At 66.7% G+C, this 12048-nt stretch carries 9 protein-coding genes and 2 pseudogenes; 2 read left to right on the top strand and 9 right to left on the bottom strand.

Annotation, left to right across the window (positions count from 1 at the left end; translation table 11 throughout):
- Nucleotides 1-71: 71 nt before the first annotated feature.
- The gene (locus D471_RS0125005; RefSeq protein WP_017601151.1) at nt 72-1853 is read right to left on the bottom strand and encodes a glycoside hydrolase family 3 protein; all 1782 of its coding nucleotides are present in this window, start codon (nt 1851-1853) and stop codon (nt 72-74) included.
- A gap of 185 nt (nt 1854-2038) precedes the next feature.
- On the opposite strand from D471_RS0125005, the gene D471_RS0125000 reads away from it, so the two are divergent.
- Both D471_RS0125000 and D471_RS36060 read left to right on the top strand, forming a co-directional pair.
- Nucleotides 2039-3361, top strand: a complete 1323-nt coding sequence (locus D471_RS0125000; protein ID WP_017601150.1) for an MFS transporter — start codon at nt 2039-2041, stop codon at nt 3359-3361.
- Nucleotides 3358-4077, top strand: coding sequence for a tyrosine-protein phosphatase (locus D471_RS36060; protein WP_017601149.1), 720 nt, complete (start codon nt 3358-3360; stop codon nt 4075-4077). Before D471_RS0125000 ends, D471_RS36060 begins: the two co-directional genes overlap by 4 nt.
- On the opposite strand, the gene D471_RS0124990 is transcribed toward D471_RS36060, so the two are convergent.
- The 8 genes and pseudogenes from D471_RS0124990 to D471_RS39720 form a co-directional block, all read right to left on the bottom strand.
- The gene (locus D471_RS0124990) at nt 4060-4701 is read right to left on the bottom strand and encodes a TetR/AcrR family transcriptional regulator (protein WP_026128053.1); all 642 of its coding nucleotides are present in this window, start codon (nt 4699-4701) and stop codon (nt 4060-4062) included. The genes D471_RS36060 and D471_RS0124990 overlap by 18 nt on opposite strands.
- Before the next feature lie 85 nt (nt 4702-4786).
- Nucleotides 4787-5150 (bottom strand): annotated as a pseudogene (locus D471_RS36055) (VOC family protein).
- Nucleotides 5151-5331: 181 nt separating this feature from the next.
- Nucleotides 5332-6756, bottom strand: a complete 1425-nt coding sequence (locus D471_RS0124980) for a CoA transferase (protein WP_017601146.1) — start codon at nt 6754-6756, stop codon at nt 5332-5334.
- A 72-nt stretch (nt 6757-6828) separates the two neighbouring features.
- A complete protein-coding gene (locus D471_RS0124975; protein ID WP_152486442.1) occupies nt 6829-7560 on the bottom strand; it encodes a dienelactone hydrolase family protein in 732 nt (243 codons plus the stop codon).
- Nucleotides 7561-7916: 356 nt separating this feature from the next.
- Nucleotides 7917-8351, bottom strand: coding sequence for a hypothetical protein (locus tag D471_RS39185; protein WP_017601144.1), 435 nt, complete (start codon nt 8349-8351; stop codon nt 7917-7919).
- 396 nt (nt 8352-8747) lie between these two features.
- Nucleotides 8748-10352, bottom strand: coding sequence for an alpha/beta hydrolase (locus D471_RS38715; RefSeq protein ID WP_083924322.1), 1605 nt, complete (start codon nt 10350-10352; stop codon nt 8748-8750).
- A gap of 16 nt (nt 10353-10368) precedes the next feature.
- A pseudogene (locus D471_RS39180) lies at nt 10369-11165 on the bottom strand (IS5 family transposase).
- Between the two features lie 463 nt (nt 11166-11628).
- Nucleotides 11629-12036 (bottom strand): DUF5959 family protein, encoded by a 408-nt coding sequence (locus tag D471_RS39720; RefSeq protein ID WP_152486440.1) that lies wholly within the window; start codon nt 12034-12036, stop codon nt 11629-11631.
- Nucleotides 12037-12048 lie beyond the last annotated feature (12 nt).

The raw sequence follows: 12048 nt of genomic DNA, 5'->3' as shown, positions 1-12048 counted from the left end.
CCGGACCGCCGTCACCGAGCCGGGTTCGGGGGGCGCGCCGACCCGAGGTGAGCGGTGTCCGGCCGTGGAGCTCAGGTCCTGGCGGACCAGCGCAGGCCGTACCCGAACCGGAAGAGCGGGTCGGCGGTGTCGAAAGGCGTGTCCTCCCGGGCCTCGGCGACGGCCGCGTCGGAGCGGGGCAGGTCGAACGGAAGCCGTCCGCTCACGGCCGCCCGACCGCTCACGGCGTCGAGGAGGACGCCGTCGTCCACACCGAAGGTGCCCAGGAGTGTCACGTCCGGGATGGCGGCGATCGGGGTCAGCACGGCCGCCCGTTCCAGGAACACGTCGACGACCACGGGGACCGAGGCGGCGATGCGCTCCACGTGCCGGACGGTCTCCTCCGGAAACTCCAGGCTCCCGGAGTGGAAGGCGGCTTCGAGGCTTCCGTCCGGGTGGTGGTCGAAGGGCGCGGCCAGCCGCAGAATCGCGAGATCGGCGTCGTCCACGGTGTCCACCGGTTCGGCGTACCCGGCGAGGACACCTGGGTCGACGCCCTCCGCGTAGACGCGCACGCCCCGGCCGAGACGGACCGGACGGCCCGTCAGGGCGACGACGGACGCCGCCTGCGCCCGGCGGGCGAGCGCCGTGTGCCGTGCGGTCGCGACGCGCTCGCGGACGGTGACGGGGCCGACCGCCCCGGCTGACGGGTCGTCCAGCAGGCCGAGCCGCTCCTTGTCCCGCAGCACCCGCCGGACGGAGGCGTCGAGGCGCTCCTCGGTGACGAGGCCGCGGTCGACGGCCTCCAGGACGAGTGTCGGGTCGTCCTCTCCACCGAGCTGGTCGACACCGGCGTCGAACAGGCGCGCGACGCGTTCGACCGGCGGGAGGTGGAGGAGTCCCCAGGCGCGCACCGGCAGTTCGATCCCCAGGCGCGGCAGACGCATGCCCGTCACGACGTTGAAGTCCGTCACCACCACCCCGTCGAAGCCGAGCCGACCGCGCAGCAGGTCGGTGACGATCCCCCGCTGGAAGGCGAATCCCACCTCGTCGTGGTCGAGGCCCAGCGGCGCGGCGTAGGCGGGCATCATCATCGCGACGCCCTCGTCGATCGCGGCGGCGAACGGTACGAGGTGCTCGTCGAAGCGGCCCCCGGGATACACCGTGTGCGCTCCGTGCTCGAAGTGGGCGTCGGCACCGCCCCGCTGCGGGCCGCCGCCGGGGAAGTGCTTGGCGGTCGCCAGCACCCTCTCGTGCGCGCCGCCGCTCTGAAGGCCGCGGACGAAGGCCCGCGTCATCGCGGCCGCGTGCCCGGGATCCTCTCCGAAGGTCCCCGCGACCCGCGCCCACCGTGGTTCGGTGGCCAGGTCGGCCATGGGATGCAGCGCGAGGTGGATCCCGGCCGCGCGCAGCTCGCCCGCCATCATCCGGGCGACCTCCTCGACCAGCCCCGCGTCCCAGGTGGCGGCGAGTCCGACGGGTTCGGTCACCGTGCTGAAACCCGCGCCGCTCTGGCTGACCTGGCCGTTGCGACCGCGGCCGTGCGTGGGGTCCGATCCGACCGCGACCGGGATGCCCAGCCGTGTTCGCGCCGCGGTGGCCCGGATCGCCTCGCCCCAACGCGCCAGCTCCTCCACTCCAGGGATGTTCATCAACGTGAGCGCCCCGACGTGGCGCTCGAGGAGCAGTTCGGTGGTCGGGGTGAAGCCGAACGGCGATTCGGCGTCCGCGCCCTCCCACGGGGTGCCGTCCGGGTTCATCGTCACCCGCGCGACGAGGAGGGCGCCGGCCTTCTCCGCCACGGTCATGGTGTCGAGGAGTTCCTCCACGCGGGGGGAGAAAGCGGCCGGGGAAGGTGTGTCGATCATGTGCATGCGCTCACGCTAGGACGCGCTGAACAGGGACCACACCCCTCGGACCTAGTGTTCACTAAGCATTACTTAGTGGCCACTAGGTATTCAGCTCCGGGGTCGGGACGGCTCCCTACGCTCGCGTCGGACGCTCGGGCACACGCCCAGCACCTCACCAACGAGTACACACAGACCGAAGGACCGCCGCCGTGCCACCCAGATCCCCTCGCCCACCGGGGCGCATCCCCACATCACGCCTCTACCTGCTCGCCCTGATCGAACTCGCCGCGATCGGGCCCCTCGCCACAGCGCTCGTCGTCTCGCTCTCCCTCAAAACCCTGCAGATCGCGCCGGAGACGAAGGAAGCCTCGCTGGCGCTGGTCACGGCGGTCGGGGCGGTCGCCGCCCTGGTCTCGAACCCGGTCTGGGGCCACCTGTCCGACCGCACCCGGTCCCGCTTCGGTCGCCGCCGCCCGTGGATCGTCTCCGGATCACTCCTGGGCGCGGTGAGCGCGGTCCTCATGCTGGTGGCACCCGGTGTCGGTTGGCTCACCGCGGCCTGGGCGCTCGGGCAGGTCGGTTACAACGCCGTCCTGGCCGCGCTCAACGCGATGCTCGCCGACCAGGTTCCGGAGGAGCAGCGCGCGACGGCGTCGGGCGTGTTCGGCGCCTTCGGTTTCCTCGGTATCGTCCCCGCGATGCTGGTGGCCGCGGTGTTCGCCGACAACCTGCCCGTCGTCATGCTGGCGATGCCGATGGTCTCGCTCGTGATCGTGGGCGTGGTCTGCTCGACCGTCCCGGACGCTCCCGCCTCCGACCGCGAACGCCCCGACCGCAGGATCCGGGACGTGTTCCGGGCGTTCCTGTTCAACCCGCTGCGCGTACCGCGGTTCTCGCTCGTGTGGGTGCAGCGCTGCGTGATGCAGTTCGGCTACACGATCGTGGGGACGTTCGGCCTCTTCTACCTGATCGAGCGGCTCGGGATGCGAGAGGCGGACGCGGTGTCCCTGACCTCGGTGGCGACGGTCGCGGGAGCCGGTCTGAACACCGCGGCCGCCTTCGCGTGCGGGTACCTGGCGTCGCGCCGGGGCGACTACGGCCCGTTCGTCGTCGCGGCGACCGCGGCCATGGCGGCGTCGCTGCTCATGAAGGCCTACAGCGGCGACCTCGCGGTCTTCTGGGCCAGCACGGTCATCGCGGGCTTCGCCCTCGGCGTGTACTACTCGATCGACCTCGCTCTCGTCATGCGGACGCTGCCCGCCGACGAGAAGGGCAAGTACCTGGGCATCTTCAACCTCGCCAAGACGATCCCGCAGTCGGTCGCGCCCGCGCTCGCCCCCCTCGCCCTCACCCTGGGCGGCCCGGACCCGGTGTCCGGACACGCGAACAACTACGCCTCCCTCTACCTGACGGGCGCGGTCGCGGTCCTGCTCTCCCTCGCGGTGTTGCCCGGCCTCCGTTCCGTCCTTCGACGCACCCCCACGACCACGCACCGCCCCGCCCCCACCCACACCGAGGACGCGACCCCGTGACCACGACACCCGTCCGCGCGCCCGAAGGCCTCGTCAACTTCCGCGACCTCGGAGGGCCACGCGCCCCGGCGGCGAACGTCCGCCCCGGAACGCTGTGCCGCTCCGCCGGGCCCGCTGGGCTGACCGACGCCGGCCGCGCGGCACTCCGCGACGACTTCGCCCTGGTGGTCGACCTCCGTTCGGAAAGGGAGACCGCGAACACCCCGGCGGTGCATCCCGCCACCGTCCGCATGCCCCTACTGGACGGCGCCGTCGGCGCCCTGACGGACGTCCCGACGCTGAACCGCGTCTACGCGCGCCTGCTGGACTGCGCCGGTCGCACCTTCGCGCGCCTCGCCCGCCTCGTCGCCGACACCCGGGACGGCGCCGTCCTGGTGCACTGCACCGCGGGAAAGGACCGCACGGGGCTGGCCGTGGCGCTCCTCCTGGACGCTGTGGGGGTGGACCGGGACGCGGTCGTCGCCGACTACGCACTGAGCGAGACCCACCTCGGCGGAGCGTGGGCCGACGGCGTGCTCTCGTCCGTACGCGCCATGGGGGTCGAGATCACGCCGCGGGTCGAGGCACTGGTCACGCGCAGTCCCGCCCACGTCATGGAGGAGACGTTCGAGCGGCTGGACGAACGGTACGGCGGCGCGACCACGTACCTGACGGCACATGGTCTGGACGCGCGCACGCTCGCACGGTTGCGCGACCGGCTACTGGCGGTCGGCTGACGCGGCGATGCGCCGGTGGAGGGAGTCCACCGCGCGGGTGAAGGCGCGGACGTAGTCGACACGTTCCGGGAGGGTGACCCACTGGTCCCGGATGCCCTCGTTCAGGGCCAGCAGTTCCAGGACGACCTGTTCGGGGTCGGTGTCCGCGGCCAGCTCGCCGGACTCGACCCCGCGCCGCACGACCGGGACGAACATGTCCAGGGCGCGTTCGAGGTTCCTCCGGAGGCGGTCCCCGATGGGATGCCCCTCGATACCCGCCGCGCCGGTGAGCATCCTGCGGAACCGGACGAGGTCCGGGTCCCGGCTGGCGCGGCGAACCGCGGCGACCATCCCGTCGAACAGCTCACGGACGCTGGCGGGCTCGTGGTCGTGGACCTCGCGGTAGACGTCCTCCCGTAGCTCGACGACGGCGACGAAGAGGTCGCGTTTGCGCGGGAAGTGGTGCAGTACTCCCGCGTCCGTCACACCCGCCTCGCGGGCGATGTCGGCGATGCGGGCGCTCTCGTACCCCTTGCGCCCGAACTCACGGGTCGCGGCGGCGAGGATCGCCGCACGGCGTGTGCCACCGCGCACGATGCGCCCGTCGTCGATCACAGCCGTTCCGTCCTCGCCCAAGGGTGCCATAGGCGGCATCATAGGCCGCCTCGTCCCGGGACGGCCCGTGTGCCTGGACGGTCACGGCCCCGCCCGGGTTCAGCGGTCCCGGCCCTCAGTGGAGACACAGGCAGAAGGGGTGGCCCGCCGGGTCGGCGTAGACCCGCCAGTTGGCCTCCGGGTGCAGCTGGTCGGTGCGCTCCAGTACCGTCGCGCCGAGCTCCAGCACGCGCTTCTCGTCCGCCTCGATGTCGTCCACGTCGAAGTCCAGGTGCANCCTCCTCCCCCGGCCACTGCGGCGGGCGGTAGTCCGGCACCCGCTGGAAGGCCAGCGGCGTCCCCTCGAACCCGCGCACCTCCACCCAGTCCGGGTCCTTGGGATCCACCACGACCTGCCCGCCGAGCAGTCGCGCGTAGAACTCCGCGAGCCGTACCGGCTCCGCACAGTCCAACGCGACGGCCTGAAGCCCGCGAATCATCTCCGGTTCTCCTCCCTCTCCGTCCCTCACGTCTGTCGGTCCTCCCCGCGGCACCGCCCACGCGCACAGCCGGAGGACGCGCTCCGCGTAATCTACAGGGGTCGTCCGACGTTTCCAGGGCTCCGCGAAAGGTTCCGCGGCCGTTCCCTGGGCGGGCTGCCCAGCCCTTTGCCCGCCTCCGTCACGCGCCCTGTTCCCCGGACCCCAGCCAGGCGGCGTCGTCGGTGCCCCAGCGGGTGGGGGGACCGGCCCAGGTCCCGGGTGATCCCTCGTAGCGGACCGGCGGAAGGGCGTGACGTAGCGGCCCGTAGGGGGAGGCGGTCTCCGTCAGCCAGTCGGCGGCCTCGTAGGCGCCCTCCCGGACGGGCTCGGAGGTGACGTCGTTCAGCAGCCAGTCGGCGGTCCCCGCCAGGGAGAACCGCAGGAGGCGGCCCCGGCCGTCGGTCTGCCGTTCGCACAGCGCCCGCAGCACCCCCGCGGCCAGCAGGTAACCGGTGCCGTGGTCCAGTGCCTGGGCGGGCAGTACGCCCGGACGCCCCTCGGAGCCCGCCTCGATCGCCGCGATACCGCGAGCCGCCTGCACCAGGCTGTCGAACCCCCGCCGGTCGGCCCACGGGCCCGACCACCCCCAGGCGCACAGTTGGGCGACGACCAGGCCGGGGCGGCGAGCCATCAGCTCCCGGGCCGCCAGACCGCGCCGGTCGAGGGATCCGGGCCGGTACCCGGTCACGACCACGTCGGCCGAGTCCAGCAGCTCGAGGAAGACGCCCCGCCCCTCGGCCGAGTCCAGGTCCAGCAGGGTGGAGCGCTTGCCCCACCCGGTGTCGATGTGGCTGTCGGGGTCCTCCGGGAGGCCGGGTGAGTCCACGCGCAGCACGTCCGCTCCCAGCAGGGCGAGCGTCCGGGTGGCGACCGGCCCGGCGATGACCCGTGTCAGGTCCAGGACCCGCACCCCGGCGGCGGGCACGTCCGCGGGCGACAACCGCCGCCCGCCGGTCCCCCCGGCCGCCACGGTCTCGGCCAGGGGCTGACCACGCGTGATCGACCCCCTGCCCGGCTCGGGAGCCACGGCCACCGCCAGGCCGCCGGCCGCGTAGACCCTCTCCTGGACCTCCTGTGCGGTGAGCCCCGCCAACGTCTCGGTGAGTCGCCCGACCAGCGCCGCCCCGCCGTCGTCCTTCCCGCTCGTGCCGCCGCGGCCGGTACCGCCGTCGATCCCCAGAGCGGCCAGCAGTCGGGCACGGTGGTGGGGGTAGTTCGCGTGGGTGCGCACCCACCCGTCGGCGGTCCTCCAGAAACCCGACAGGGGCGCGAAGGGGGTCAGCGCGCGGCCGTCCACCACCAGGTGCCGTTCACTGGTGAACGCGGTGGCGACCGCAGCTTCGTCCACCTCCACCCCGGGGACGGTCCCCCCGTCGCGCGCGGCCAACAGCTCGGCCGCGGCGAGCGAGCACGCCCCCACCGTCGCGCGTGCGAGCTCCCGCACCGGCAGCACGGCGGGAAGCACCTCTCCCGCGCCCCGGTAGGACACCTTCGCGCTCAGGTCCGCGGATCCGCCGATCGCCTTCCAGGCCTGGACTGTCGTCGCATCGCGTTCGTTCGCCATGGCCTCATACTCCCCGCCCCGCCTCCAACGGCCCCGAACCGGGGGTGGGACTACGGCCACGGGTCTGGCCGGTCAGCCCCGCCCGCCACCCAGGTGTTCGGTGAAGAAGGCGTCCAGGCGGCGCCAGGCGTCGGCGGCCGACTCGGGATCCCGCTTGACCCCGAAGGCGCGCAGGACCAGTTGCAGCGACCGCGGACCGTTCGGCGCGACGTTCATGAAGGAGTGACCGGCGTTCGGGTACTCCTTCACGTCGTTGACCACACCCGCCTCGTCCAGCGCCGCCCTGAGCTTGACGGCACCGCCCGGCACCATCTTGTCCCTCGCCCCGTAGCTGGCGACGGTCGGGCAGGCGCCCCGGACGGCCTCGCGCACGTCATAGGGCGTGACGCCGTAGTGGGGCGCGGCGGCGTCGAACCGGGGAGCCGTCGCGATCGCGAACCCGCCGCCCATGCAGAAGCCGACGACCCCGATCCTCCCCGTGCACTCGGGCTGCTCCAGAAGCCACTCGCGCCCGGCGGCGATGTCGGTGAACGCACGCCCGTGCCCGACGGACAGGGCCCGCATCACCCGCACGATGCACCGCATCAGGCCGCCCTCGCTGTACAGGTCGGGGACGATGGTGAGATAGCCGAGTTCGGCGAGGCGGTCGGCGTGGCGACGCATCTCGGCGTCGACGCCGTAGGCCTCGTGGGCCAGCACCACCCCCGGCCACGGCCCCTCCCCCGAAGGTCGGGCCACGTAGGCACGCAGCCTCGGTGAGCCGTCGTTGTCCTCGGTGAACGCGCTGAGGTCGAGCTCGGGCACAGTCGTCTCCCGTCCGTCCGCGACGCCCAAACCCTACCGTTCGGTAACCACCCTCCGGCCGCACGGGTGCGAAAGGGACTCGTCATTCGGGGCAGGGGCCGACGAGGGGATTTGAACCCCTGACCTATCGCTGACAAGGCGATAAGTGTTCTGGGAAGTGTCCAAGTGCGAAAACGACACTCTCACCGAGGAGGGAAATCCAGAGGCGAAATCTGTTCTCCAGAGTAGATAGCCGACCCCGCCTCCGCAACCGGTTCCCCAAAACTCTGTGGATAACTCAGCTATCGCCTATCCGCAGGTCAGCGGCACACAGAAAGACCCTGGGCGACGCCCAGGGCCCGAACCAGAGGAACGGCTCACCGACTCCGTCGAAGCGGCCTCTCCCTCACCCTCGCGCTCTCCGGGATGGACACCACGCGGTACCCCGCCTGCCCGATCCGCTTCTCGCTCACGTAGTGGTCCCCCTCCCAGCGCGGCGCCACCTCCATCACGCCCGCCAGACGCGCCACCTCGTCCTGCTGGTACCCGTCGCACCCCTCGGTGAAGTAGACGATCTCCACCCGTGTCATCTCTCCCACGGGCAGGTCCGGGTTCGCCTCCAGGTACGAGGCGAGCCTGCGCAGATCGTCGAGCAGCGCCAGGCGCTCGGAGTATCCGGCGACCCGCAGCGCAGCTCCCTCCGCCTGCGAGCACACGTTCCGCAACCCGAGCGCTCGACGGTGACCTCGTCCTCCCACCGCGTACAGCCGCGGCTCGTGCTGGCACCGCCTGCTCTCGTCCAAGCGCCGCATCAGCTCACACCTCCCGGGTCGACAACATCCTTCACCCCAGAAAGAAGCCACCCACGACCCCGGATTGGACATCAACTCCCCGACAACCACGCCCCCTCACCCACCCCGCCCCACCGCGACGAGGAGAGACCAGCGGAAGGCATATATGTCAGGGTTGCGTAGACGCCCCTCAGCACCCCACCTGACCTGCACTGTCAGTGCCAAGCCGCGAGGCTCCCCGCGCGACCCCTCACCGACCCCTGACAACCGTCGCTATACACAAGCACACCAAGATAAACAGTCCAGCCCACCACCATGTGGCCGCAGACAAAGGGACTGAAATGAGCGTTACTGAGTGCGGATTTTCTGACCTCACAGCGGAGACCAATAACCTAATCAAACACAATAAACAAAACATCAACGGGAACAATCATTATCTTCGCTCGGATTCTCCAAGTAAACCAGGAAATCTTCAACCAACCCATCAATGCAATCGTTCACTCTGTGCCCAGCAATCGCATGGAAATTTTCACCATGAGTAACCAATGATGCATTCGACAACTGCGAAGCCAGTTCATCTGCCCACTCGTAGGGAGTTGCAGGATCAAACGATGCGCCGACCACGAGTACAGGGAAGTCTGCCTGGGAGAGAGGAAGAGGACTCACATAATCAGGCTTCGGCCAGTAAGCACATGGAGATCCCCGTACCGCAATACCGGAAAATATGGACTCTTCTTCCAAATTCTCAAAAGCGTCGATGTAGTCTTGCACAGAAACACCATGCCCCCGGTCTGCACACAATGTCGCGAGCGCAGGACCCTGGTAAATATGAAGAGGATCAATGATGTATCTATCAAGGACCCCCTGAACCTCTTGCATGTCCCCCGACGAAGCATAATCCAAGACTTCTCTAAGAGTCGACCAGTCACTCTCACGATATAGACGACCAACTACCCAACTAGAAAGAAGATAACGGTCTCCCTCTACCCCGTTAACTACGATCCCTTCATCGGCCATAGATTCAATGAGAGAAGAAAGGGAGGATGGATCATCAACAGGGCACGGGCGATCATCCTCTGAACACTTCTCAGAGAACCTATCCCAGGCACTGTGGATAGCTCGATACTGACCTAGTGCCATGTCGAGGGCAGTACCTTCCATAGAGACAGGGCTGTCGAGAACCAATGAACGGACACGAGAAGGGAATTGATTGGCGTAGTGCATGCCAAGGTATGCAGAATAAGAATAACCAACGAAGTTGATTTGATCTTCACCAAGAAGAATTCTAATTATATCCACGTCTCGGGCAACATTTTCTGTTCCCATGTTACGAAGAAAGTCATCCCCATAACTGGATACACAAGCATCGACAACCCCCTCCAGCAAAGAAGAGGTAGAACTACTGAGATCGTCATTCCCATCTAGGACGGCACTCATGCCAGCAACTGATTGTGAGCTAACGCATTCAACCTTGTTGCCGCTAGAAAATCCCCGCTGATCAAAGCTCACCAGGTCGAAAGATCCCAGGGCCTCACCCTCAAACAGAGGGCTATTCAGTAGATCAACACCCGAAATTCCTGGTCCGCCCGGATGGACGATAATAGTACCAGTCTTATCCTTAGAATCTTCGGTGGCCTTCCTACGGATAACCCGGAGACTGATATCAGCACCACCAGGGTTGCTGTAATCAAGTGGAACCCTGATACTCGAGCATTCAAGAGATGAACGCCATTGGGCCACTCCTTCTGCTTCCCTCTCCGCTTCTAATGACTCTTGAAAGGAAAGATCTGACGCCTGAATACTATTTATTTCATCCAAAAAATCCCGACGAATCTCTTCTGTCGTACGACACCAATTCCACTCAACGTCCTGCGAGATGTATTCGCCAAACTCCGAACTCCAGTCAGAGATATCTTGATTACCGGACGGGCTACATGCAGACAACAAAGCAAGAGATAAAATAACTGTCACCAACCGCAGAAAATAACGAACCATCATATAAGTCCAAGAGTCCTTCAGCATGGGTTTAGAACTCGTCTCATTTGGTGAATCTGCAGAAACAAATGAGGGTGCAGGCGATGCCAGTGAAGGCGAGGAAGTGGTCGGCCTTGCGCTCGTAGTGACGGTGCAGGCGACGGCATCCGGCCAGCCAGGCATGGGTGCACTCGACCTGCCACCGGTGCCGCCCCAACCGCTAGGAGGACTCCAGGCCCTTACGGGCCAGGCGCTGGACGATCCCCCGTTCGCGGGGCCATCGATGTAGGTGGTCATAGTCATAGCCCTTGTCCCCGTGCAGCTTGGCAGGCCTGCGCCGTCGAGGTCCTCGACGGGAACGGATGGGCAGTATCCCTCGCACCAGGGGTTGGAGGGCCTGGCTGTCGTGGGTGTTGGCCCCGGAGATCGCCATGGACAGGGGCAGACCGGACCGGTCGGTGATCAGGTGGATCTTCGAACCCTTCTTGCCCCGATCGACAGGATTCGGACCCGTCAGCTCCCCCCTGTGAGGGCACGCATGTTGACCGAGTCGATCGCGCATCGCGACCAGTCCAGCTCACCGCAGGCGCCGAGTTCGTCAAGGACCAGGCGGTGGAGTTTGGCCCAGACTCGGGCACGGGTCCACTCGGTGAAGCGGCGGTGCGCGGTGGGCCCGGAGGGACCGAACACGGGTGGGAGTTGGGCCCAGGTGCAGCCGGTGGTGGCCACGAAGATGATCGCGGCCAGCACCTGCCGGTCGCTGTGTCTGCGTCACCCGCCGCCCTGGGGGCGGTTGGGTGCCTCAGGCACCACCCGCTGGAACAGTTCCCACAGCTCGTCCGGCACCAGCCGTTCCACCATCGACACCCGACCAGGCTACCGAAAACCCAAATGAGATGAGCTCTTAGTGGGGGCGCCTCCAATATGTGGTGCAATCCCTCGTTCAATCGATATCTCGGCTGTCCTAGACGCCTGACTTGCGTCACTGACTCAACCAGCGCCGTGACCGACGTGTGGACCACTTGAGCCTGCACGATGCAGCATTATCTGCGGCACCGACGTCAGGAATAGTAGCACGACGTCAAAATAAGTTAGGCACTACGAGACCATGCGCTGACAATATACAGTTCGCAATCCTCATCTCAATTCCATTGAGAATCTTCAATATCAAACCAGATGGTGAACCACGACCTACGCCTGCTCGCACTCACATCCCATAGGCCGCGCCTTGAGAGAACACACCATGGACGAACTGCAACAACTGGGCTGCGTTCTGGGACGCGCCACATCCAGGAATTCAGGTTAGATCCATGAGAAGACCCCGCTAAGAAAAACGGTTCAAGATATTATTCAAAAGAATCCTATTATTCTCAATTGAATCCTCATATTCGATATCCAAAGGTACACGCACAGAGACTTGGCTCGAAGGCGCGTCGATAATCTCGACTACCAGTTCCTCATCGACCGAGATCTCTACTCTTGGACTACGATGCTCAGGCGGCCAAACAATTGATTCTCCTCTCTCCAAATCATCCATGCAGCGGCCCCAGTCACGCAAGTCTTCCAAAGTCACAAAAATTCTAAGGGATCCAGAAACAAAAGGTGAATCGACCACCAACTCGGCAGGATAGCTAGAGATTCCTAGCACCTCTCGAACAGGTTCGTCTACCATTCGAGCAACAACATGCTGCCCTGGGTCGGCAAAACTGAATATTTGACTTCCATTCGACATGTTACTCACCTC

This window comes from Nocardiopsis lucentensis DSM 44048, assembly GCF_000341125.1.
Taxonomy (GTDB): Bacteria; Actinomycetota; Actinomycetes; order Streptosporangiales; family Streptosporangiaceae; genus Nocardiopsis; species Nocardiopsis lucentensis.
The sequence above is the reverse complement of the archived record's forward strand: the minus strand, read 5'-3'. Positions and strand labels throughout refer to the sequence as shown.